The organism is Portibacter lacus (assembly GCF_021533215.1).
GTDB lineage: Bacteria > Bacteroidota > Bacteroidia > Chitinophagales > Saprospiraceae > Portibacter > Portibacter lacus.
Window position 1 is genome coordinate 1 of record NZ_JAJNKA010000002.1, and the last position, 23,621, is coordinate 23,621.

Below are 23,621 nucleotides of genomic sequence, written 5' to 3' on the forward strand. Positions count from 1 at the left end.
TTAAACGTTTCACTAAATCTTCGACGTTGCCGCTCTGTCTGATTTAATCCAGAATGTTGTTTTCCACTCATAATTCTTTTAATTTGTGGTCAACTTATTTCAGGCAATGACAGTGGATAGTGGAAAAAACCTATTTGAAATTTGTAAAAGTATAGATAATGGTGTTTCTTTAAAAGAAAATAATTTCGAGACTATGAAAAACAGTATCGTAGGACAGAAGGCTTATTCATTTGCTCTAGAAATTATTTTAGTATATAAAAATCTCACGACTACACATAAGGAATTTGTATTGTCTAAGCAACTCCTTCGAAGTGGAACTGCGGTAGGAGCTCTTATCCAAGAAGCGGAACATGCTCAATCGAAGGCCGATTTTCTTAATAAAATGAATGTAGCCTTAAAAGAAGCAAATGAAACTTGTTACTGGATTTCACTCTTAAAGGATAGCAAATATATATCTGAAAGCACCTACAATACAGTCTATCCTAATAGCATTGAAATTCTAAAAATGTTAATATCCATCGTCAAAACAACAAAAAACAATTTAAACCGGAAGTGATCAAAAATAACGATCTACACCCACTATCATCTCTCAATTATCATCTATCCACTATAATCTAAACCCTATTCTTCCGTTTCGAAACCCTGATTCACTCCTTTATCCACCACAGAAACACCTTTCTTCATCCATGATGGCATAGGCTGATCCATCAAGTAATGTCCGAAAAATTGCTCCATCCTCTTATTAAAATCTAACCTATTCTCCCACTTCAACGGCCAATGAGGCTCACCATTATAATTAAGCATCCAAGCAGGCTTACCCAACCTTCTTAGCGCCATAAAATATTCAATCCCTTGATACCAAGGAACCGCACCATCATTGTCATTATGCAAAATTAGAACAGGAGTATTAATCTTATCCATATCGAAAATCGGAGAATTTCTCAAATAAACATCTGGATTCTCCCAGAGCGTTGCTCCTAATCGGCTCTGTGTCTTCTCATACTGGAACATTCTACTCATTCCAGATCCCCATCTAATTCCCCCATATGCGCTCACCATATTGACCACAGGCGCACCACTTTCAGCACATTTAAAAATATTAGTTTTATTCAACAGATAAGCAATCTGGTAACCTCCCCAACTATGACCCTGAACACCAATTCTTTCCTTATCAACAAATTGATTCTTGCTCAAAGCCTCTACCCCACTCACTACAGCATTATAGGCACTTTCTCCTGGCTCTCCTATTTCATAACGAATATCCGGATTGAATATCACATAACCCTTATTCGCATAATAAGCATAATTAATAGTAGATCTGTGTGGCTCTGGTGCACGATGTCTATGCAAGCCATCCGAACTCCTCTCATAAAAATTAACAATCACAGGATATTTCTTTGTTGGATCAAATCCTTCAGGCTTGACCAATAATCCCTTGACCATTTCACCTTTAAAATCTTTCCATTCAAAGATTTCCATACTTCCCCATCTATAATCCATTTGCTGAGGATTAGCATTGCTCATCGTTTTCGCATTTTTAAAACTTTCATCTGAAATCATTAAGTCGGGAAATAATTCAAAACTCTCCTTGCTGTATAAATATACATCCGCATCCTTTGCTTTGATCGGTCTGCTTCTGTAAGAAAAATCACCCATTACCATCTCAGAGTGAGTACTAGTTCCAAGATCTAAATAACCATATCCACTCTGCTTCGTTTGCTCATTGAATAAATAAAGCAAACTCTTCTCCTTGACGATGTCCGATTCATTATCTGTATCAATAATCCTACTTCTTAATTGCTGAGCTCTTCCATTAGTTAGTTTGACTGGATTCGTATCACCCTTAGGATCAAGTTTCCATATATCATATCGATCGTAAATCAATAAACTCTTATCATCCGCTGTCCATCCCGCTGTTCCATAAGAATTAGGCTTAGCAGGTACGTCATTTAATTCATTGACAATACTAGTTTCTATTCCCTCAGTTAAGTTGGTAAGCTTGCCACTACTGATCTCATAGGCGAAGTAGTCCAGTTCTTCTCTATCAAACCAATAAACAAATTGACCATCATCTGAAAAGTTAGGAAATGCAGTAACTGACTCAGCAATCAACTTCTTTTCACCCGACTCCCCATTGACAATAAAAATATCACTAGCAGACCTTCCAGTCCATGTGAGTGATTTCTGATGTGCAGTATTATCACTTACGATATAGTATTTCCCGTTGCCTTTTTTTGATTTCCTCAAGTTCTTCTTCGTCATCGTTTCAAGAGGCTGAAATTTCTTCTTTGCAATATCATAGCGAACTTGATAAATCTCCTTTTTTAATCGATTTTCTTGCAACTCTTGCATGGTATATAACATCGGATCTTCCGTGGTCCAAACTTCCACTTGAACTATTTCATCATCAAGAGCTAGTGAATCAGGTAGCACTGGGTGGGAACCAATACCAAAATAAAGGACACTTCCATCCTCCGAAAAATCAGGCTTTGTGTTTTCAGTGATAAATAGCGGATCCGAAGTAAGACGATCGCCACTTTCAACAATTTTTGAAAGCATTGCGTTTTCCCATAAGTAACAATCGAACGGCCGAATCCTCTGAGAGGTGGTATCTAGGTCTGCTATAAAACTAGCTTTCTCACCATTCTTATCAATTGCGAGATTTAAGTACTTGCCATCACCTTCGATAATCGTTTTCTGATTGCCGCTGGCTACATTATAATTAAAGACTCCATTTATTCTGGTCGAGTCCTTTCCACTACGAAGAAAGAAAACTTGCGCAGCTTTTTCAGCAAGCAAATAACTATCTACATTATCGATCGTATCTCGGTTCCCAGAATCCAAATCATGAATAAAAAAGAATTGCTCATTTTTAGCAGACTTCGCCGTGTCTTGTGAATCTTTCGGAATATCAGCCTGATAGGCAATACTACCTGACCACTTACTAGGCACCTTATACGTCCCTACATCAGGAATGGTTGTAGAGCTCATGTCATCTAATTTTAAAATAAGCAAACTGTCCTTAGGCATATTTTTTTTCTCCACCTTTCTTCGCTTCATAGCAGTGATGGTATCGCTGGCACACTGAATCGAATAAACCAAGTATTTCCCATCAGCAGAAAAGTCAGCTGATTTTACTCGATCGTATTTATATTTTTTATCACTACTAGTATTATAAAGGACCAATGTCTTATCTCCCTTTCCAGGTGTAATGTAATATTTAACCCATTCCCCATTGTCAGTGATGCTTTCGCCAGTAATACGATTCCACTCCGAATAGACTGACTGATCCATAATTTTCTTCTGGGCATGGAATGAATTAATCAGCAATAGCGTAAAAATAATCGAGTATAATATCTTCATAATAGATTGATAACAGTTAATAATTGATTCCTAAAAATAGAAAGATTACTTTTATATCTCATATTAACTTGATACATGATTAGATTAGCACTAATAGCGCACAATGGAAAGAAGCCAGAAATGGTGAATTTTGTAATGCATAATATTGAAGATTTAAAGGATTTTAGCTTATTCGCGACTGGAACTACGGGCAGCCATATAGAAAAAACAGGACTGAGTGTTATAAAATTACTTTCAGGACCAAAGGGCGGTGATGCACAGATTGCAGCAATGATTGCCACTGGAGAAATGGATATGGTCATCTTTTTCAGAGATCCTTTAGATAAACATCCGCATGAACCAGACGTTCAGATGTTAATGAGGCTTGCAGATGTACATAATATTCCTTTGGCGACGAACCCTGCAGCAGCAAAGTTGTTAATAAAAGGAGTAAACTGCGATAAGTGACAACAGAAGAGTTCAGAAAAATATCACCTTCGTTACCGAAAGATCCAGGCGTCTACAGATTCCTAGACGAAGACCGGACTATTTTATATGTAGGTAAAGCTAAAAATCTTAAGAATAGGTTGAATTCCTATTTTGGTGTAAAAAAGCATCAGGCATACAAGACCAAAACAATGGTTAAGCATGCTCATGATATTGAATACACGATAGTAGAGACTGAACACGATGCTTTATTGCTTGAAAATGCGCTGATTAAGAAAAACCAACCTAGGTACAATGTTTTACTTAAGGATGCGAAGTCGTACACTTACATTTGCATTAAAAAAGAAAGATTTCCACGGATATTTTTTACTAGAAATGTCAGAAAAGATGGATCTACCTACTTAGGACCTTACACTTCTAAGTATAGAACCAAGCAGATTTTCGACTTGATTAAGAACTTATTCCCGTTACGAACTTGCACCTTGAATTTATCTCAAGACAACATCGATGAAGGAAAATTTAAAGTCTGCTTAGAATACCATATCAAAAACTGCAAAGGTCCTTGTATCGGTGAAGAAACGGAGGAAGGATACAATGCGAAAGTGGAGCAAATCAAGAACATTCTAAAGGGAAATTTCAAACCCGTAAAAGATTATATTAAGTCTGAAATGCAATTTTTCGCTGATCGAATGGAATTTGAGAAAGCACAGGAGATGAAGGAGAAGCTTTCACTTTTCGAAGATTACCAAGCCAAGTCTACGGTAGTTTCTCAGACGATTAAAGACGTAGATGTATTTACCATTGGTTCGCATAAAGATTCTGCTTTTGTCAATTATATTAAAATTGTCAATGGGGCGATCATCCATACAGATACGATCGAATTAAAAAAGAATCTAGACGAGGATAATGAGGATTTGTTGAGATTTGCCATCGACCGTTTTCGAGAAAAATATAATAGTATTACGAAAGAGGTCATTTTATCTGAGGATATTGACTTGTTAGAAGAAGATGTTACGGTAACTGTTCCTCAGCGAGGTGAGAAAAAGCACTTGCTCGACCTTTCGGAAAAGAATGTGAAGTACTTCATCATGAATCTGAAGAAAGAAGAAACGACTAAGCAAAACAAACAAACTTCGGCAGAACGCATTCTGAAAACGCTGCAAGAAGATTTGCAAATGGATGAAGTTCCTTTCCACATCGAATGTTTCGACAACTCGAATATGCAAGGTTCTTTTCCAACAGCTAGTTGTGTCGTTTTTAAAAATGCTAAGCCTTCTAAGAAGGATTATCGGCATTTCAACGTCAAGACTGTTATCGGACCTGATGATTTTGCTTCCATGACAGAAATAGTAGGTCGTCGATATAAAAGAATGCTTGCAGAAGGTGAATCACTTCCCCAGTTAATCATAATCGATGGAGGAAAAGGTCAGCTAAGTGCTTCTGTTAAAAGTCTAAAGGAATTAGGAATTCTGGACAGAGTAACGGTTATCGGAATTGCTAAGCGACTAGAAGAAATTTTCTTTCCTGAAGATCCTGTGCCGATTTATATCAATAAAAAATCTGAATCACTTAAACTTATTCAGCAAGCGAGGAATGAAGCGCATAGGTTCGCCATCACTTTTCACCGAAATAAACGGTCTCAGAATTTTACAAAGTCAGAATTGCACACGATTCCTGGAGTTGGCGATAAAACAGCAACGAAATTGCTCACAGAGTTCAAGTCTATCGAAAAGATAAAGAATCTAACATTGGACGAACTCACCATGAGAACCAATCTAAAGATTGCACAAGCCATTTATAATCACTTCAAGAAGCAAGTGGACGAATCGGCGTAAGACATCAATTCATAAACTACTTCTTTATTATAATGAAGCACTTCTTGAATGAGCTATGAGCACGGCTTTTATATTTTTTAAGATCTATGATTTTTATTTTCCGAACATTCTTTTCTTCAAGTAGGTAAGAAAATAAAAACAATTATGTCAGAGCATAAATATAGCGAAGCTAAGCTTCAAGAATTCAAGCAGATCATTCAGCCTTTATTAAAAGAAACGGACGAACGATTAAGTGACCTTAAGGAAACTCGAAAAAGGAGAACAGAGCATTTTGCCGATATGAATGTTGACTTTAATGAAAGTAGTGCTCATTTCCAGCAGCAATCTAAGAATAAAGCTTCGATGAGGAGACTAAAAACCAAGTCTAAAGAATTAAATCAAGCGCTTCTTAGGATCGAAAACGGGACTTATGGTGTATGTGAGCGGACTGGTCGCTTAATTGACGAAAAACGCCTTAAAGCGTTGCCAACCGCTCGAGTAAGTATGAGAGCCAAGTAAGAGATAATAAAATTTTGTTTAAAGACTGACTTGAAAAATCAAGTCAGTCTTTTTTTGTCTTACGATTGGAACTGAAAACTGATCCGTTCTGAGATACCAAACAATCAATATGTATGCGGATAGTAAGTATTATCCATCGTTCCATCATCATACAAGTCTAGTATAGCATACCCCGGGGGTGTTTCCCTAACCCAAGATTTCCCGCCAGATCTTTCATTTCCTTCTTCCCACCAAAAACCACTCATCGCCCCATTGCTATAATAATCAACCCCATTATAATTGGACTTATCCAATAAGTGAACATGTCCACTGATGCAATTGATCTTTTTGTCTTTGTGCTTATAAAATAAATCTGTAATTTCTTCAAAGTCTTTATGATTCCCACCATCTATAATTGTTGAAACATTAAGTATAGGACAGTGTGTCATGATTAATACAGGTGAATCTGTAGGAAGACTTGCCAGCTCATCATCCAACCACGCCATTTGTTCGTCGCCTAATGCAATTCCCCTTTTATAAAGACTATCGAGCACTATAAAGGTCCATCCACTCTTTTTGAGTGAATAATAATTATTAGGAATATCTAAATTATCAACCACATAATCTTTTCCATACATAACATCCGATTCTTCTGTAGCCCACCACATGTCGTGATTTCCTAAACAGCTATACACCTCAAATTCGGAGAACTCCTTCCTCAATTTATGCCATATTTCCCATTGTGCATTTACGCGATCTCTTGTAATATTGGAATAATCCGCAGCATAAATGGTATCTCCTCCATTTAAGAAAAAATCAACTTTGTGCTTCTTAATTTCTTCTAGACATTTCAAAAACCTATTCGATGCATCGTGTTCTGGTCGAATATGCACATCTGTAATATGCGCAACACGCATTAACCGTTTCTTCTTTGTTGCAGACTCCTCTTTTGCTGCTGCTTTAACCGGATTAAGTAAGACTGCTCCGGTCCCTATTCCTAAGTACTTTAGGTAATTTCTTCTTTTCATTTAATGTATTTTAACCCAGATGGGCATTAGCGTTTCATAGTTAAAATCTAATATAAGAGACCGAATCAATTATAAAAGAATCTGACATAGTCTAATTAAGAAATTAATGCAGATGAGAGACATCCAAGCAATCACATATAGAAAGCTATTGTATTCACTAACCTAGCTTTACTCCGGTATGCACAAATAAAAAGAGGCTGTTCCAAAATTTGAAACAGCCTCTCGAATATCTATCTTTCTGTAATTTTATTTCTTTTCTACCGCACCAATTCCTTGGTTAGCCTTAACCATGTCTGTCATGATATTCATCGCTTCATCTAAGTAAATATCTTTCTTAAGATCAGTAAGCCACACATCGTTTCTAGCAATCCTAGAACTATCAGCTTGGATAAATTCCATATCCACATTTAAGTTTTCAACTTTCACACCTGCAATCTCGTCTTTCCACAAATCCTTAAACTTTTCAGCAGCTTTCTCTCTACCATCTATTTCTTCATTGAATTTATCATAGTTCAATGAATAAACCTTGTCATCTCTATTTTCCTTCAATCTTTCCGCATTCTCTAAAACCAAATTAAACTGCTCATTATCATTTACTCTAGATGCAGACATTTTAATTAACTGATCCATATTATCGACGGCAGATGATGGCTTCTTGAAATCTACAGGATCTATTTCCGTCCATTCCATTGCATAGTCATATTCTTTCTCTCCTGTTTCGATGTAATGAAAATTATCTGGAAGAATAATATCTGGAGTTACACCTTTGAGTTGTGTAGATCCACCATTGACTCTGAAAAACTTCTGCGTTGTTAGCTTCACTTCTCCTAAAGGCTTCAAATCACCATTACCTCTCACTGCTCTGTCTAAGTCATAAAAACGCTGAACAGTACCTTTTCCGAATGTCGATTTACTTCCTACGATTACCGCTCTATCATAATCTTGCATTGCAGCCGCTAATATCTCAGAAGCTGAAGCTGAATAACCATTGACCATAACGATTAAGTTTCCATCATACTTAGTTTCAGGATCTTCATCTTCTAGTACATAAGGCTCACGTCCTCTAGGCTTAACCTGAACAATCGGACCTTCATCAATAAATAACCCAGACATCTGAACCACATCTCTCAATGATCCACCGCCATTATTTCTTAGATCTAAGATAATTCCATCTACATTTTCAGCCTTCAGTTTCTCCACTTCTAGAGCAACATCCACTGCACAACTTCTACCATCTTTAGATTCGAAATCTGCATAGAACTTAGGAAGTCTGATATAACCATATTTGTTAGCCGTTCCTTCCTTACCAATGATTACAGATTTTGCTTTTCCTTCATCAGTAATAACAATATCTCTTTCTATTTCGATTTCTACTTCACGACCATCTTTCTTCTTAACAGTCAATAAAACAGTCGTTCCTTTTTTTCCTCTAATATGCTGAACAACATCATCCACTCTCATTCCAGTAATATCTAATACTTCCTCTTCTCCTTTCTGCTGAACTGCTGTTATTAAATCATCCACTTCTAGATCTCTCCCCTTCCATGCTGGACCACCTACAATAATATCTACAACTTTCGTGTAATCTCCATCCGTCTGCAATCTCGCTCCGATACCTTCTAACCTTCCTCCCATTCTGATGTTAAAATCTTCTTTCTCCTTCGGAGTATAGTAGTCAGAATGCGGATCGAATACATGCGTAATGGTATTAATATAAGATTCGAATCTATCAGATCTTCTGATTTTGCCTAATCTCTTAAACCAATCATCAAACATTTCTTTCGTATCATCATATGCTTTCTTTTTCAGCTCAGCATCCGTTTTCTTTTCGTCCGCCTTTTCATTCTTTTCTACATTATCTTCATACCGAACAAGAATCTCATACTTGATCATCTTTCTCCACTCTTCCTTTAATTCTTTTTCATCATTCGGAAAAGCTTTTTCTTCATCATCAAGGTTGATATTTTCATCTATATCAAAGTCAAAATCCATTTTTATGACTTCATTATATACATTCTCAGCTCTTGCTATTCCAGCTTTTATCTTCGCTTCAGACAAGTTGAAAAAATCAAAACTCTTATTTTTATACTCATCATCTATTAACTTTTCATAACGCTGTAATTCATCTACATCAGACTGGAGTAAAAACCTTTTGTTATTATCCAGCATTTCTAGATAAAATGAAAATGCATTTTCTGAAAACTCATCATTTAGGTCCACTGGCCTGTAATGCACCTGATCTAAGAAGTTAGTCACTGCATACATTATTAATTCTTCCTTTTCCTTTGGATCAGGATCAGGAAAGAACGAGCCAACGGCTAGCACTCCTGCTGCTATTAATGCTAATAATATGGTCTTCATATATTTATTTTTCTTTTTAATAGTGTTCTCAAGTTAATTAAATTCATTATTAAAAACACAACTTTAGTACTTTCTGTTTTAAATCAGTGCTTCTTTAACTATTTAATAACTGTTTAAATCAAAAAGTACTCCATAATATTATATATGACTTCATTTTTTGGTCTAGTCACTAATAAGTTTCGACAAAATGTCTTCTATTTTCCGATAAGGATTGTTTTTGGTCAATTTTTCTAAGTCGTCCTTGATAGCAGAAATGCCAAGATTACCCAATGAACCTTCGTGAGTATGTTCAAGTTTCGAAGGCTTTTGAAATTGACCTTTTTCGATAGATTTTCCCACTTGCAAGTAAGCATCTCGAAATGGAATTCCTTTTTTCACCAACTCATTCACCGCATCCACGGTTAACAAATAAGCATACTTTTCATCTTCTACAATGTGCTCAGTTATTTTCAATCGCGGTAGCGTGTACTCAATTAAATCTAAAAGCTCACTCACCTTATTGAATGCTGGAAATAAATATTCCTTCAATAACTGGAAATCTCGATGGTAACCAGTGGTTAGATTGGAAACAATCATGGTGATCTGACTCGGTAGATTCATTAAACTATTAGAATAAGCTCTGATCAATTCGAAAACATCTGGATTCTTCTTGTGGGGCATAATGCTAGAACCAGTCGTCAATGCCGAAGGTAACGATAGAAAACGGTAATTCTCATTAGAATAGAGAATCATATCCGTTGCCAGTTTATTAATATTTAGCGAAATATTTGCCAATGCTTGACTCATAATTAATTCTGACTTACCTCTTCCGTATTGTGCATTAATCGGATTAACATGCATGCTTTCGAACCCGAGTAATTCAGTGGTTCGTGTACGATTTAATGGAAACGAGCTTCCGTAACCAGCTGCTGAACCCAGTGGATTTTTATTGATGATCGGAAAAATAGCCATTAAGTATTCCGCATCCTCTTTGAAAGCTTCTGCAAATGCTGTGAACCACATCCCGAATGAAGAAGTCATGGCCACCTGTGTATGAGTATACCCCGGCATTAAAGTATCTTTATTTTTATCCGCAATTTCTAAGAAAAGACCAGAAAGACTGATTAATTTCTTAATCAATTCATCAAGTTTCACCCGATAGAAAAGTTTCAAATCAACTAATACTTGATCATTCCGAGAACGCCCGGTGTGAATTCTGCCACCTTCTTTTCCTAGCAAAAGTTCTACTTGAGAATGCACATCTTCCACACCTTCATTGATCGTAAAATCCCCAGCATTTACGGCATCAAGGATGGCAAGTAAGCCTTTTTTAATGGCTGGAAACTCTTCATCAGAAATAATACCCTCTTCATTTAACATTTGCACATGAGCAAGACTGCCTAATACATCTACTTTCGCAAGTTCTACATCTAATTCTCTATCTTTTCCTATGGTAAATTGCTCTATCTTTTCATCAATAGCCATTCCTTTACTCCATAATTTTGCCTTGCTCATCCTATCTAAATTTTATTACATCCTCTAATTAAAAATAATTATTTAACTGCTCGATAAATTTTATGTACCCTGCAACTCCACCTTTTATTTCTTCCAATTTTATAAATTCATCTGGAGTATGAGAACGCTCTGAAAACCCAGGGCCCATCTTAATCGTTGGAAACCTCATATGCGCTTGGTCCGATAATGTTGCAGAGCCAAATTGTCTAATTCCTAGATCCTTTCCTGCTTGAACTAATGGATGGTCTTTGTCTATTCCAGATGGGTTATTATTGAATGATCTCGCCTTCAATTTTGACTCACAAAATCCTTGAACAACATCGAAACCTTCTTCGAGGGTATATTCATCATTGACTCTGAAATCGATTACAAATGTACACCGATCTGGTACCACATTATGTTGGATTCCAGCATTCACCTGAGTAACACTGATCACATTCTCACCAAGTGTTTCTGAAACTTTATCAAACTTGAACTGCTCTATTTTCTGGATATCTATTAGTGCCTTATAAATTGCATTCTCGCCTTCCTTCCTAGCCGCGTGTCCCGCCTTTCCTGTCGCTTCCCCATCTATCACTAACAATCCCTTTTCTGCAATGGCCATTTCCATATTCGTAGGTTCTCCCACAATTCCAAAATCCACATCTCTTAGCTCTGTCTTCAAAATAGACTTCACACCTAAAGGTCCGAAATTTTCCTCCTCCGCTGTTGCTGCTATGATTATATTGATTTTCAGATCAGGTTCATAGAAGTATACAAAACTTCCCAATAAAGAAACCAAACTCGCTCCTGCATCATTAGATCCTAAACCAAATAATTTGCCATCTTCCACTTCAGCTCCGAAGGCATCTTTAGTCCATCCGTTCACTACTTTTACGGTATCGTGGTGGGAATTCAGTAATAAGGTTTTCTGCTTCGGATCCCAATTTTTACTCCGAGCAATGATGTTGTTGTTCACTCTAGTATATTTCACACCATATCGCTCTAAAAAAGCACCAATCAAATCTGCCGTCTTATTTTCTTCCCCTGAAAAAGAAGGCGTCTGAATAAGACTTTTCAGTAATGCGGTAACTGATACTTGGATCTCTTCTATTGATAACATAATTGGGTTCCTGTTTCTGCTTGATTCATGTTGCTATATTGACAAATAAAAACTTTTTGAACACCATTTTTACTTGCCTCAAGCGCGTTATGTATTTTTGGAATCATACCTTCATTAACCACTTTCTGGGCTTTCATATCTTGAAATTCATCTCCTTTTATAAGTGGAATAACTGAGTTTTTGTCTTCGAAATTTTGGAGAACACCTTTAAGCTCGAATGTATAGCACAGTTTTACTTGATATGATTTAGCTAAAGTTTTAGCAATTTCAGAGGCGATCGTATCCGCATTGGTATTGAGCATATTGCCTTTTCCATCATGAGTTAGTGCACAAAAAACGGGAACAAATCCACCTTTCAGAAGATTCGCGATGGCAACGCCATTGACATTTTTCACATCACCTACATTACCATAATCGATTTCTTTCACTGGCCTCCGCACACTTTCGATCGTATTTCCATCGGCACCTGAAAGCCCGAGAGCGTTGCAGTTTCTAGCTTGAAGTTGGGCAACAATGTTCTTATTTACTTTTCCAGCATAGATCATCGTTACAATTTCCAACATCGCATCATCCGTGATTCTTCTACCTTCGATCATTGTGACGGGAACATCCATTTTCTTAGCCATGGACGATGCTTCAGATCCGCCACCATGGATTAATATTTTTCCACCTGGAATTTTACAAAAGCTGTCTAACGCTTCGCTCAATTTGGCCGCGTCATTAATAACCTTGCCTCCTATTTTGATGATTGAAATGGACTTCATGAATGTTCGATTAAGCTATGCAGAACCGACTGGGCAGCAAATACTCGATTTCCTGCTTGTTCATAGATCAATGCATTCTCACTATCTAAAACTGAATCAGAAGCCACCACATTTCTCCTTATAGGAAGACAATGCATGAACTTTCCATTGTTCGTAAATGCCATTTTCTCTGCATCCACAATCCAAGATAAGTCTGGGTTAGGAATACCATAATATTGAGTGGAAGACCAACTTTTAGCATAGACAAAGTCTGCATTTTCGAATGCTTTTCTTTGATCGTATTCTATATTCAAATCTCCTACTAATTCTGGTGGCAATTCGTGTCCCTGTGGATGCGTAACCACAAAGTCATAATCCATTGCATTCATTGCTTGGGCAAATGAAATAGGCACTGCTAGTGGCAATGCTTTAGGATGTGGCGCCCAAGAAAGTACAACTTTAGGCTTTGCTGTTTTTTTATTTCCTTCGATGGTGATGGCATCAGCTAATCCCTGAAGTGGATGATGAAGGCAGGATTCGAGATTTATAATCGGAACCGTTGCATACTTGATGAATCCTTTTAACACTTGATCTTTTAGATCATCTTCTTTAGATTGCAATCCAGGAAAAGCTCTGATGGCAATCATGTCACCAAATTGACTTAACACCTTTGCCGCTTCTTTAATATGCTCTGCTGTATTACCATTCATAATACTTCCTAAGTCAAATTCCATCTGATAACCATCTCCAGCATTCATGCTGATCACATGCATTCCTAGTTTTAGACCTGCTTTATGCGTGCTTATTCTGGTTCGAAGACTTGGACTAAAGAAGATGATAACAAGGGTTTTGTCCTTTCCAATTCCAGAGAAATCAGAAGCTTCTTGTTTCATCATCAAGCCTTGTTCGACTAATGATTTAAAATTTGATGTCTTAGCAATACTATAATAATCTTTCATTACACATCTATTTGAACGCTCTCGAAAACTTTAGAGAGCTTACTTATAAAATAATCTACTTGCTCTTTTTTAATGTTTAATGGAGGCAGAATTCTCATAATGTTAGCATTACCAGAACTCCCTGTAAATATCTTTTCTTGATAAAGCATTTCCTTTCTTATTGCTGCCGAAGAAAAATTAAATTTCACTCCGATCATCAATCCATTTCCAAGCACTTCAACTTCATTTCCAAGTTTCGATTCCAACTCTGCCTTAAAATATTGACCTAAATCCTGAGCATGCTGAATCAAATTCTCTTGCTCTATAATTTCTAAGACTGCTATTCCAGCGGCACATGCTAGATGATTTCCTCCAAACGTCGTACCTAACATACCTTTTTTAGCGGTAAATGTTTGCTCATCAATTAAAACTCCAGCAATAGGAAATCCATTCCCCATACCTTTCGCCATGGTAATAATGTGAGGTCTGATATTAGCATTTTGGAAGCTGAAAAACTTCCCACTCCTTGCATATCCTGCTTGAACTTCATCCATTATTAAGACTGTACCGTTTGTTTGGCACAATTCAGATACCTTTTCTAAATACTCCGTATCACAGGTATAGCAACCTCCGATACCTTGAATTGCTTCAATAATCACAGCACAAACTTCGCCACCAGCTAATTCACTTTCCATTGCACCGACATCATTCATTTTCACATACGAAATATCGTATCCTTGATTAATTGGTGCTTGAATAGCATAATTATGTGTAGCCCTAACGGCTGCTGATGTACGCCCATGAAATCCATTTTCTAAGGCTACAATTTTAGTTCTTCCTGTGTGGAAGGATGCTAATTTCAATGCATTTTCATTCGCTTCTGCGCCTGTGCTACAATAGAACAAAGCATAATCTGAAACTCCAGAAACACTTTCTAATTTATCCGCTAGTTCCTGCTGTAAGCTATTCAGTACTGCATTCGAATAAAAACCGATTTTATCCAATTGGTCTTTCAATTTCGAAACATAAACTGGGTGAGTATGACCTACGCTGATGACAGCATGACCTCCATAGAAATCAAGGTATTCCGTGCCTTCCGCATCATAAACATAACTGCCCTTTCCAGAAATAGGCTCTATATCATACTGGCTATATACATCAAATAAATTCATATTAATATCCTATTGATTTAAGGTTAAGTCCTGTTTTTTCATCGAGTCCGAAAACTAAGTTCATGTTTTGAACGGCTTGGCCGCTTGCACCTTTAGTGAGGTTATCAATCACACTCACCAAGTGAATCTGACCGTCTATAACATTGACAGAAATTCTAACGAGGTTCGTGTTCACTACTTGCTTCATATCGATCGGCTGATTCGTCACTCTTACAAATGGGTGATCAGCATAATAGGCTTGGTAATTCGAAAGCGCTTCTTCAGCAGTCCATGTCGTATCGGTATATATACTTGCTAGAATCCCACGAGTAAAATTTCCACGCATGGGCACAAAATTAATCCGCTTTTCGAAGCTTGGCTGGAGTTGGTGAACACTTTGAAAAATCTCTTGAATATGCTGGTGCTTAAGTGCCTTGTACACCGAAGCATTGCTTGTTCGCCATGTAAAATGCGTCGTCGCTGAAAGTCCTTTTCCAGCTCCAGTAGATCCTGTAACACCGGTGACTTGGACATCATGGTTCAGCACTTTGTGAAAGGCTAGAGGCAGTAATGCTAATTGTATCGAGGTTGCAAAGCATCCCGGATTTGCAATTTTACTAGCTTTCTTTATTTTTTCTTTATTGAGTTCAGGAAGACCATATATAAACCCACCTTCTTCATTAAATCTATAATCTCTACTTAGGTCAATGATTTTTACTCCTTCTGGAATATGTTCACTTTCCACAAAATTCTTAGCCGTTTCGTGCGGTAAGCACAGAAACACAACATCCACGTTCCAGTCACATTTGTCTACGAATGCTAAGTCCCATATTCCTTCTAAATCATCATGCGCACTGTGTAACGGTTTCCCTGCGTATGTTCTCGAATACACCCAATTCAGCTTCGTTTCAGGGTGTCCGCTTAATATTCTAAGTAATTCACCTCCCGTAAAACCTGTGCCACCGACTACTCCAACATTAATCATAATTGATCTTCTTTATTCTTATGGTAGTAAATTTTAGAAGCATTTCCAAGAATTTTAATAAATCCTTTCGCGTCATCTGCTGTCCATGCGCCTTGCTCTTCACCGTATTTTCCGAAAGGAACATCCATTAAATCATTAGGAGAATCTATTCCTTCTAATTCAAATCGATGAGGAAACAGTTTAATAAATACTTCGCCATTGACCTTATCTTGGGTGTCTTCCAGGAAGGTTTCTATATTTCTCATGACAGGCTCTAAGTATTGGCCTTCGTGAACGAACATTCCGTACCATTCACTCAATTGCTTTTTCCAGTAAGACTGCCACTTAGATAGGGTGTGCTTTTCTAGTAGTTGGTGTGCTTTAATGATAATCATCGGTGCTGCTGCTTCGAAAGCGACTCTCCCCTTGATTCCTATTATGGTATCTCCGACGTGAATATCTCGTCCGATTGCATAATCTGCAGCTAAGTCATTCAGCTTTTTAATGACTTGGATCGGTGCCAATTTTTCACCATTCAACGAAACTAAAGTCCCTTCTTCGAATCCAATCGAAATAGACGTTTGATCGGTTTCTTTTAATTGCGAAGGATAAGCTTCAGAAGGAATCGCATGTCTAGAATTCAATGTTTCTTTTCCTCCGATGCTGGTTCCCCATAGTCCTTGGTTAATCGAATAAGTTCCTTTAGCTGCTGACCATTCCAGTCCCACTTTATTTAAATATTCGATTTCATATGCTCGAGCAAACCCATTATCTCTAATCGGTGTAATGATTTCACATTCTGGTGTTATGGAAGAGAATATTAAGTCAAATCTTACTTGATCATTTCCTGCACCTGTAGATCCATGCGCAATGGCATCGGCTTTCATTTCTTTCGCATACTTAGCAACTTCAACCGCTTGAAAAACTCTTTCAGCACTTACCGAAAGTGGGTAAGTATCATTCCTCAGTACATTTCCATAAATGAGGTACTTAATACATTTTTCATAAAATGCTTCTTCTATGTTAACAGCTTCGAAAGATGCAGCGCCTAATTGCATTGCACGAGATTCCATGGCTTCTAGTTCTTCATCAGAAAAACCACCAGTATTCACTGAGAAACAATGAACTTCGCAATCTTTTTCAAGTGTTAAATATGGGATACAGAAAGAGGTATCTAGTCCTCCAGAATATGCTAAAACGACTTTTTTCATGTATTTTTATTGATAATAAGTTCAGATAGATCGTGTTCCATTTCATTTTTAGATGCAGCGAGCATTCCTGTACAAAGGCACATTCTTCTATTATGACGGGTTAATATGTCAAAATTTGCGCATGACATGCATGAGTTCCAGAATTCATCATCCGTGGTTAGCTCAGAAAGTGGAACGGGTTTATATCCAAGGTCAGAATTAATCTTCATGACGATGGAGCTGGTTGTTATTCCAAAAATTTTAGCTGCGGGATATTTGTCTCGGGCATGGTTGAAAGCGGCCTTTTTAATTTGCTTAGAAAGTCCTAGTCCTCTAAATTTCGGAATGACAATTAGTCCTGAGTTACTTACATACTGTTCAGAACTAAAAATTTCAATGTAGCAAAAACCTGCTAATTCCTTCCCGTCTAAGGCGATGATCGCGTTACCATTCGTCATCTTCTTACCGATGTACTCAGGCTTTCGGGTAGCTATACCTGTTCCCCGCATCTGTGCAGAAATCTGGTATTCTTTAGCTAATTGTTCAGAATAGATTAAATCTTCTTCTGAAGCTTTCTTTATGATAATTCCCATTTGCTGTTATGGTGAATTGTTATTAAATAATATAATGTGGCTTATTTTGGATACATTCATCATGCCGAGAACATATCCTTTTGGTAAGAATAGTATTAGACCCGAAAGGGTCTCCTAAATCGCCTTGAAATAGCGTTAATGTTCGTGTATGTTTGACAATTCTTCATCGAAGCAACAAATATATTATAAACTTTTGAAGAAAATCAAGTTTTCATTAAAAAATAATCGATTTACGATTATAGATTTCGGAATTTCGATTTCTATAGACCTAAATTTAATGCTGATATAACAACAAATGAAACTTTATTCCAGCATACTGTGACGTGTCGCTTTTTAAGCTGGGGAAACGAGGGAGGCAGAAAAGTGATGCGTCTTTACCTTATCGACGTGTCGCTTTTTAAGTGTAGGACTTCGACCTGTCACTTTTAGGTGGAGCAATGTGTGAGGCAAGAAAGTGATAGGTCTTTTTAAAAGGGTGATTGGATTTATTGGGGTGATTGGGGTGATTGGGGTGATTGGGAATAAAATCAATCTTAATTACTTCTCCAAAAATATCCCGCAGATCTCGCTGATTTTCGCAGATTCTAAAACTGATAATATTATTTAGGCATGAAGTCTATCCTAACTACTATGTAAGCAATTGAGAAATACGTTCGATCTTCGATCTTACTATTCACCCCTCGGACTGAACTTGTCTGCCTTCGAAGAAACGTTAGAGTCCAAAGCCTGCCCAGCATTTTCCGCGGGGATTCTATTCTATTGTGTAACTAAAAAATTAAGTACTCAAGACTTCCGACTAAGGACTCTGGACTTTAGACTCAAGACTCACGACTCAATACTCTTTAAGCAGCTCCGCAATCCTTCCACCACTCATTTCCCCTCTCGGCTTACCGCCACATGAGTATTAACCCGAGATTAAGTTCGTAATTTCGAGGTCTATGAAAACATATATAAACAACAATGATAGTCTCACTACAAGCAAGACTATCATTCTTTTTTTGCTAACTCCTCGAATCTAACCCAATCAAGCTTAGTTCATCAAAGCTTTAATTTTCTTTCTAAGCGAAGCCTCTGATGCTCCACCTCTAACACTATCTTTTACTTTATTCCCTTGCATGAAGAACAAAGATGGAATACTTCTCACTTGAAATTTAGCAGCAATATCTTTCTGCTCGTCTACATTTATTTTCACGATCTCAACTTCTCCTTTGAATTCTTCCGCTAATTTCTCAACGGTAGGCAATAACGACTGACATGGACCACACCAATCTGCATAAAAATCTAACATCATCGGTTTTCCACTTTTTACCAGTTCGTTGAACTCTTTATTTGAATTTATATTTCTCATTCTTTTTTTTTTATTTAATACAAATATACGACGTAACAACACTGAATGAAATAGCAATAATTCCTGACTTCTTAGCCATACTTCCTATTTCATCACTTTTACGTTCTCCGTATTAATATCAGAAAGCTTTTTCAGCTCATTTTGTTCAAATAATTTCGGCAAATCCGCTAATGGCGTTCCTAATGCTGCCTTATAATTGACATAGTCTTGAAACACAACACCCGCTACATTTCTTGTATTATTGGCTTCCCGAAATCGAACTCCGCCGTCATTCACGATGTAATTATAGGCTAGATAATCTATCAAATTTGTTTCCTGATTAATCCAATAATAATAGGTATCATCATGGTCTGTACCACCACCCTCTTGATCGAACGTCACTTCCAGCACATCATACTTCTTATCTTTAATTTCCGTAGTTCCTTTGTACTCCTTATTTACCGCCTTATCCTGTAGCTTGTATGGCAGCGTTACGAAATATAGTACAGAATTCAAGCTCTCCGTATGGATTACGACGTCCTTTTCACTCAAGTCAACTACTTCTCCGTTGATCTGTCTAGAAAATTCTCCGTCTTTTAAAGTATCCAATAAAACCGTATCTGGCTTTACTTCTTTCCTCGTATAAATGTACTTCCCATTATCATTTCTGAAAGTGTAATGCTTATTTCGAAAATCGAATTCATAAGCAGCCTGATCGTATAAGTCTCCGCCATGTGCTTCTAGCGCTTTGCTGAAAACAACCTCAGCTGGAGAAAGCTCCTGCGTCTTTTCCTCGCAACCTGTTAATAAGATTAGACTAAGTATAAAAAATGTAAAATATCTCATGTTATAATTTAATAATTCCTTTTGGTGATTTAATAATCGCTTGAATTCTTGCTTCATTGAAAAAATTAACTCGCTGGTCAATGTTCAATTTTTCGAATACAACATCAATTTCTGAAGACTGAGGGTGATCAATTTCCAGCCCTAACAACTTGCATTGTGCTTCTAGCGAATCTGTAGGGTGTATATCGGATTTCGTCCAGTCCGTCATGAAAGGGATCACTTCAACTTCTGGTTCTTCGAGTGGCATTACCAAGTCCCATTTCAAGGTATCCCCATTTGGTGTTTTCCTTTCTCCACCTTTTACTACTCCCATTTTCGGATGGTAGCCAGAAAGTACTTTTGCATCTTTCTGAGCATCTTCCGTTTTTAGCGCCCATCGCGTGATTTTATTTCGCTTGATCAGATCAATGCCCATCCATCTAGGTGCCTCTACCTTTTTATTCGTTTCATCGACAGCTAATATTTCCAAGTAACAAGTATTTCCTAAATGAACAAGAGCATTTTTTGTCCCTTGGTGAAGATGTTTTCCACCTATCACTGGCTTCACTCCCAATCTTTCTTCTAATTCCGCTACAGCATCTTCTAAATTCAGAACACAATAAACGATGTGATCTACTTGTCTATTATTCTCCATCTTGCATTAATCTTTCATATGTGTTTTGGGCACTACAAATTGCACCATCCATATAACCCGGAAATTCCGCTGATGTTTCGCTTCCAGCCAAAAATAATTTTCCCCCAAGAAAAGATTGAGCATAAATATGATGACCGTTATTCTGGTGAGGTAGTACATTTTGTTCATAAGCCGTGAATGTATTCGCTTCTTTCCGCCATACTAATTCATGATACTCTTCGTAAGCATCCACTTTTTCTCCGTAATATTTTCTTAATTGCTTAAGAATTATGGTCAATCTTTCTTCCTTGGATACATTGAAATAATTTCCGGATAAGAAACCCTTTAACGCATATTTCGAATCTGCTGCATTACTGTGGTCATACATTTCTGGAATCGGTCCAACATTGCTGAAAATCGTTCCACTTAGTCCCTTCGCCCTCCAAAATGGCTCTTTAAAGGTCAATGCTATTTTAATAGATTCACCCATCCAAGTATGAGTTTGTTTGGCAATCTGCTCAGCCTCATTTGGTAATTTTGGCACTATGTCAATGTTAGATCCCAGTAAGTTCGGAGGTAAAGTAGACACAACTTTTCTTGCTTTAATCTCTAAGTTCTCGGATTTTACTACAATATAATCATCTCCAAGATTTATGCTTTTAACAAATTGACCTAAAAAAATATCTTCCTCATCTAAATGAGAAGCCAATCGATCTATCAAAACACAACTTCCTCCTGAAATTCTAAGACTTGGCTCAGGATTCGGTGGTAACTGAGCAAGATAATGTGGACTCATCGAACTTGCCTCATAAATTGCTGTTTCTCCTATTTCCTGCTCAAATGTATCGATCTGAAGTTCGTGCAATAGCTTAACTAGATGAGTATGCTTATTCCCTAGCCAAGTGGCTCCCATTTCTAGAGGTGTATTGTTTTCACTAACTTTCGTATAGATACGCCCTCCTAGCCTATTTCTACTTTCGATTAATTTTACCCTCAATCCAGAATTCCTCAGATAATATGCAAGTGTTAATCCAGTCAGACCAGCACCTATAATAGCAATATCACATTCTACTTTCTTCATTTCACAAAAATATACTTAATTCGCAGAAAGAATTGTTTAAACTAGGACATGCAGATCAATAAAAAGGAATAACGCTTCGCTGGAGATTAAGCAGTAATCTGAGCATCTCGCAATAAATTGCGAGGTCCTTTGCAAGTAAATTAGTTCAGAATTACTATTTTAATACTTGTTAAACACAATCCTGTTAAAGCGCAATAACCGATGAACATTTTGTCCCCAATTCACCTTTCAACTTCGTCAATAAAGCAAACAACCTAAAGATGAGCAATAAAAAAATATATGACTTCCTCCGTGATTTAACAGCTAACAATTCTAAAGAATGGATGGATGAAAACCGAAAACGATATCATGAAGCTAAGGATATATGGCTAGAACAGATTGCTCAGATTCTTAAGCGCTTAGAAAAATATGACGAAAGAATGGCGTCCATAAAACCTAAGGACACCATTATGCGAATTAACAACAATCGTCGGTTCCAGCCTAACCTTCCAGTATACAAAGATAATTTTGGATTCAGTCCAGTGGGAATGTCAGAACCTTCCTTTTACATTCACATTTCACCATCAGGATCTTTTATAGGAGGAGGCTTATATCGACCAGACAAAGAAACCTTGAAGAAAATCAGAGAAGCCATTGATTATGATGGCGAAAAACTGCTTGAAATCACGCAGCAATCTTCTTTCACATCGTATTATGGAGGTATCGGTGAAGATCAAGAAATGCTCAAAACAAGTCCACGTGGCTATAGCGAGGACAACAAGAACATAGAACTTCTACGAAGAAAGAGCTTTACAGCTATTCGGAACATTACTCCTAAGGAAGTAGCGAGCAAGGATTTTCTTGATCTTGTCGAAGAAGGCTATAAAGAACTCATTCCTTTCAACGCTTATCTGAAGCAAGCCGTAGAATTTACAACTTAATCAGTTTTTGGGAATAGGTTCCATGTATTGTTTCTATGTTCAGAAAGTATACACCCAAAGGAAAATTCACCATAGAAATGGACTTTGTTTCCCTAGAGTATACTTGCATAACTTGACCTGACACATCTATAATTCTGAATTGCTTCACATTCATCTCATTAGGGATTTCAATATTGATTTGATCTTGTACAGGATTGGGGAAAATTTCCATATCCTTACTGAAATCAGCTAGGTTATTGCTACCACTTGAAGCTACACCAAAAGTATAAAATGCCGTGGTTGATTCTTGATCAGCTTGCCCTGGTAAACTAGTTATGGTTTTAATGATTCTATAGATCGAAAATTTACGATCTTCTTGCATCCAATCATAGTAAACTAATTCATTATTGCTAATGGTTTCAAACACATTTCCCATTATTTCTATAGAAAACGTATCTGACTGATTTTCTACACGCTTCACCCGAACAACATTATTAAACGTGCCAATCGGTGTAGTTATCGTTCCGGTTGCATCCGCTTCCATTTTAATCGTTCCACCTCTATTACTTATAAATTCAACGGTATCATATTTATTCGTAATGATAGAATTAAAATCAGACTCAAATACATCTCCATATTCAATTGGAAACTGGAAATCTTCCCTAGGATTGCTTGTATTATCAATGATCGTTGTGTCCTTTCTACCCGAATTTGTATTGGTCAATATGGCATATGAACCTAGTGTTACAATCCGATCATTTTCAAAATTATCAAATTCATAAAACTCGAAATCGATCGTATCATTACCAGGTGTAGGGATTCTTATGGCGAGTTCTGCATTGGGGAAAAGCTTCATACCTAATTCATTCTCCGAAACTAATTCTCCTCTCCAATCTATGGTATCCTGCCCTTTTACTCCACTGAAATCCCAAGTTTGATTTTCTCCTGACGGACCTTCACTGACCGATTGATCATCTCCTATAAAAACGACTGTTACTTGATCGCCCGGATCAATAACAATCTCATCAATGGTAATTACTTGTGCGCTAATAATGGAAGCTAAAAGAATTGTTAAGCAAAAGGTAAGAATTGTTTTCATTGTTTTTCTTGCAAAACTATCTCGACAATGAATATAAATCAATTACCCGTTCAGGTAATTTTTTCAAATTTGATCCTAAAATATTACCCGA

At 37.2% G+C, this 23,621-nt stretch carries 21 protein-coding genes; 5 read left to right on the top strand and 16 right to left on the bottom strand.

What is annotated here, in order from left to right:
• Nucleotides 1-193 precede the first annotated feature (193 nt).
• Nucleotides 194-556, top strand: coding sequence for a four helix bundle protein (locus L2586_RS02550; RefSeq protein WP_235291201.1), 363 nt, complete (start codon nt 194-196; stop codon nt 554-556).
• A 65-nt stretch (nt 557-621) separates the two neighbouring features.
• Here the strand turns inward: L2586_RS02550 and L2586_RS02555 are convergent, their stop codons facing one another.
• Nucleotides 622-3,363, bottom strand: a complete 2,742-nt coding sequence (locus L2586_RS02555; protein WP_235291202.1) for a S9 family peptidase — start codon at nt 3,361-3,363, stop codon at nt 622-624.
• Nucleotides 3,364-3,441: 78 nt separating this feature from the next.
• Here L2586_RS02555 and L2586_RS02560 point away from each other — a divergent pair, with 78 nt between their 5' ends.
• The 3 genes from L2586_RS02560 (at nt 3,442) to L2586_RS02570 (ending at nt 6,122) form a co-directional block, all read left to right on the top strand.
• The gene (locus L2586_RS02560) at nt 3,442-3,810 is read left to right on the top strand and encodes a methylglyoxal synthase (protein WP_348535557.1); all 369 of its coding nucleotides are present in this window, start codon (nt 3,442-3,444) and stop codon (nt 3,808-3,810) included.
• Nucleotides 3,807-5,624 carry an excinuclease ABC subunit UvrC gene (gene uvrC / locus L2586_RS02565; protein WP_235291204.1) on the top strand — a complete coding sequence of 606 codons (1,818 nt, stop codon included), beginning with the start codon at nt 3,807-3,809 and terminating at the stop codon, nt 5,622-5,624. Before L2586_RS02560 ends, uvrC begins: the two co-directional genes overlap by 4 nt.
• 144 nt (nt 5,625-5,768) lie before the next feature.
• Complete coding sequence (locus L2586_RS02570) at nt 5,769-6,122, top strand: TraR/DksA family transcriptional regulator (RefSeq protein ID WP_235291205.1); 354 nt, start codon at nt 5,769-5,771, stop codon at nt 6,120-6,122.
• Between the two features lie 104 nt (nt 6,123-6,226).
• Here the strand turns inward: L2586_RS02570 and L2586_RS02575 are convergent, their stop codons facing one another.
• The 14 genes from L2586_RS02575 to L2586_RS02640 form a co-directional block, all read right to left on the bottom strand.
• Nucleotides 6,227-7,129: a metallophosphoesterase family protein gene (locus tag L2586_RS02575; RefSeq protein WP_235291206.1), complete on the bottom strand. Its 903-nt coding sequence runs from the start codon at nt 7,127-7,129 to the stop codon at nt 6,227-6,229.
• A gap of 246 nt (nt 7,130-7,375) precedes the next feature.
• The gene (locus tag L2586_RS02580; protein WP_235291207.1) at nt 7,376-9,490 is read right to left on the bottom strand and encodes a carboxy terminal-processing peptidase; all 2,115 of its coding nucleotides are present in this window, start codon (nt 9,488-9,490) and stop codon (nt 7,376-7,378) included.
• A 162-nt stretch (nt 9,491-9,652) separates the two neighbouring features.
• Entirely contained in the window at nt 9,653-10,984 is a 1,332-nt protein-coding gene (gene argH, locus L2586_RS02585; RefSeq protein ID WP_235291208.1) for an argininosuccinate lyase, read from the bottom strand.
• Between the two features lie 28 nt (nt 10,985-11,012).
• Nucleotides 11,013-12,086 (bottom strand): M20/M25/M40 family metallo-hydrolase, encoded by a 1,074-nt coding sequence (locus tag L2586_RS02590; RefSeq protein ID WP_235291209.1) that lies wholly within the window; start codon nt 12,084-12,086, stop codon nt 11,013-11,015.
• Entirely contained in the window at nt 12,074-12,850 is a 777-nt protein-coding gene (gene argB, locus L2586_RS02595) for an acetylglutamate kinase (RefSeq protein WP_235291210.1), read from the bottom strand. The genes L2586_RS02590 and argB overlap by 13 nt, the downstream gene beginning before the upstream one ends.
• On the bottom strand, nt 12,847-13,788 hold the full coding sequence (locus tag L2586_RS02600; protein WP_235291211.1) for a Rossmann-fold NAD(P)-binding domain-containing protein: 942 nt from the start codon (nt 13,786-13,788) through the stop codon (nt 12,847-12,849). The genes argB and L2586_RS02600 overlap by 4 nt, the downstream gene beginning before the upstream one ends.
• Nucleotides 13,788-14,939 (bottom strand): aspartate aminotransferase family protein, encoded by a 1,152-nt coding sequence (locus L2586_RS02605; protein ID WP_235291212.1) that lies wholly within the window; start codon nt 14,937-14,939, stop codon nt 13,788-13,790. The genes L2586_RS02600 and L2586_RS02605 overlap by 1 nt, the downstream gene beginning before the upstream one ends.
• 1 nt (nt 14,940) lies before the next feature.
• Nucleotides 14,941-15,903 (bottom strand): N-acetyl-gamma-glutamyl-phosphate reductase, encoded by a 963-nt coding sequence (gene argC / locus L2586_RS02610; protein WP_235291213.1) that lies wholly within the window; start codon nt 15,901-15,903, stop codon nt 14,941-14,943.
• Nucleotides 15,900-17,093 (bottom strand): argininosuccinate synthase, encoded by a 1,194-nt coding sequence (locus L2586_RS02615; RefSeq protein WP_235291214.1) that lies wholly within the window; start codon nt 17,091-17,093, stop codon nt 15,900-15,902. The genes argC and L2586_RS02615 overlap by 4 nt, the downstream gene beginning before the upstream one ends.
• Nucleotides 17,090-17,665 (bottom strand): GNAT family N-acetyltransferase, encoded by a 576-nt coding sequence (locus L2586_RS02620; protein ID WP_235291215.1) that lies wholly within the window; start codon nt 17,663-17,665, stop codon nt 17,090-17,092. The genes L2586_RS02615 and L2586_RS02620 overlap by 4 nt, the downstream gene beginning before the upstream one ends.
• Before the next feature lie 1,030 nt (nt 17,666-18,695).
• Nucleotides 18,696-19,013 carry a thioredoxin gene (gene trxA / locus L2586_RS02625; RefSeq protein ID WP_235291216.1) on the bottom strand — a complete coding sequence of 106 codons (318 nt, stop codon included), beginning with the start codon at nt 19,011-19,013 and terminating at the stop codon, nt 18,696-18,698.
• An 84-nt stretch (nt 19,014-19,097) separates the two neighbouring features.
• Nucleotides 19,098-19,838, bottom strand: a complete 741-nt coding sequence (locus tag L2586_RS02630; RefSeq protein ID WP_235291217.1) for a DUF6503 family protein — start codon at nt 19,836-19,838, stop codon at nt 19,098-19,100.
• 1 nt (nt 19,839) lies between these two features.
• A complete protein-coding gene (locus L2586_RS02635; RefSeq protein WP_235291218.1) occupies nt 19,840-20,472 on the bottom strand; it encodes a VOC family protein in 633 nt (210 codons plus the stop codon).
• Complete coding sequence (locus tag L2586_RS02640; protein WP_235291219.1) at nt 20,462-21,532, bottom strand: flavin monoamine oxidase family protein; 1,071 nt, start codon at nt 21,530-21,532, stop codon at nt 20,462-20,464. The genes L2586_RS02635 and L2586_RS02640 overlap by 11 nt, the downstream gene beginning before the upstream one ends.
• A gap of 260 nt (nt 21,533-21,792) precedes the next feature.
• Between L2586_RS02640 and L2586_RS02645 the strand changes: the two genes are divergently transcribed.
• Nucleotides 21,793-22,452, top strand: coding sequence for a DUF2461 domain-containing protein (locus tag L2586_RS02645; RefSeq protein WP_235291220.1), 660 nt, complete (start codon nt 21,793-21,795; stop codon nt 22,450-22,452).
• Here L2586_RS02645 and L2586_RS02650 read toward each other — a convergent pair.
• Nucleotides 22,442-23,530 carry a T9SS type A sorting domain-containing protein gene (locus L2586_RS02650; protein WP_235291221.1) on the bottom strand — a complete coding sequence of 363 codons (1,089 nt, stop codon included), beginning with the start codon at nt 23,528-23,530 and terminating at the stop codon, nt 22,442-22,444. The genes L2586_RS02645 and L2586_RS02650 overlap by 11 nt on opposite strands.
• Nucleotides 23,531-23,621: the final 91 nt, after the last annotated feature.

What these genes read in the sequence shown, in the direction of transcription:
- L2586_RS02575 (WP_235291206.1), bottom strand. Translation starts at nt 7,129, where the DNA reads ATGAAAAGAAGAAATTACCTAAAGTACTTAGGAATAGGGACCGGAGCA.
- L2586_RS02615 (WP_235291214.1), bottom strand. Translation starts at nt 17,093, where the DNA reads ATGAAAAAAGTCGTTTTAGCATATTCTGGAGGACTAGATACCTCTTTC.
- argB (WP_235291210.1), bottom strand. Translation starts at nt 12,850, where the DNA reads ATGAAGTCCATTTCAATCATCAAAATAGGAGGCAAGGTTATTAATGAC.
- L2586_RS02650 (WP_235291221.1), bottom strand. Translation starts at nt 23,530, where the DNA reads ATGAAAACAATTCTTACCTTTTGCTTAACAATTCTTTTAGCTTCCATT.
- L2586_RS02555 (WP_235291202.1), bottom strand. Translation starts at nt 3,363, where the DNA reads ATGAAGATATTATACTCGATTATTTTTACGCTATTGCTGATTAATTCA.
- L2586_RS02590 (WP_235291209.1), bottom strand. Translation starts at nt 12,086, where the DNA reads ATGTTATCAATAGAAGAGATCCAAGTATCAGTTACCGCATTACTGAAA.
- L2586_RS02600 (WP_235291211.1), bottom strand. Translation starts at nt 13,788, where the DNA reads ATGAAAGATTATTATAGTATTGCTAAGACATCAAATTTTAAATCATTA.
- L2586_RS02640 (WP_235291219.1), bottom strand. Translation starts at nt 21,532, where the DNA reads ATGAAGAAAGTAGAATGTGATATTGCTATTATAGGTGCTGGTCTGACT.
- L2586_RS02605 (WP_235291212.1), bottom strand. Translation starts at nt 14,939, where the DNA reads ATGAATTTATTTGATGTATATAGCCAGTATGATATAGAGCCTATTTCT.
- trxA (WP_235291216.1), bottom strand. Translation starts at nt 19,013, where the DNA reads ATGAGAAATATAAATTCAAATAAAGAGTTCAACGAACTGGTAAAAAGT.
- L2586_RS02620 (WP_235291215.1), bottom strand. Translation starts at nt 17,665, where the DNA reads ATGGGAATTATCATAAAGAAAGCTTCAGAAGAAGATTTAATCTATTCT.
- L2586_RS02630 (WP_235291217.1), bottom strand. Translation starts at nt 19,838, where the DNA reads ATGAGATATTTTACATTTTTTATACTTAGTCTAATCTTATTAACAGGT.
- L2586_RS02580 (WP_235291207.1), bottom strand. Translation starts at nt 9,490, where the DNA reads ATGAAGACCATATTATTAGCATTAATAGCAGCAGGAGTGCTAGCCGTT.
- L2586_RS02570 (WP_235291205.1), top strand. Translation starts at nt 5,769, where the DNA reads ATGTCAGAGCATAAATATAGCGAAGCTAAGCTTCAAGAATTCAAGCAG.
- L2586_RS02635 (WP_235291218.1), bottom strand. Translation starts at nt 20,472, where the DNA reads ATGGAGAATAATAGACAAGTAGATCACATCGTTTATTGTGTTCTGAAT.
- L2586_RS02645 (WP_235291220.1), top strand. Translation starts at nt 21,793, where the DNA reads ATGAGCAATAAAAAAATATATGACTTCCTCCGTGATTTAACAGCTAAC.
- argH (WP_235291208.1), bottom strand. Translation starts at nt 10,984, where the DNA reads ATGAGCAAGGCAAAATTATGGAGTAAAGGAATGGCTATTGATGAAAAG.
- argC (WP_235291213.1), bottom strand. Translation starts at nt 15,903, where the DNA reads ATGATTAATGTTGGAGTAGTCGGTGGCACAGGTTTTACGGGAGGTGAA.
- L2586_RS02550 (WP_235291201.1), top strand. Translation starts at nt 194, where the DNA reads ATGAAAAACAGTATCGTAGGACAGAAGGCTTATTCATTTGCTCTAGAA.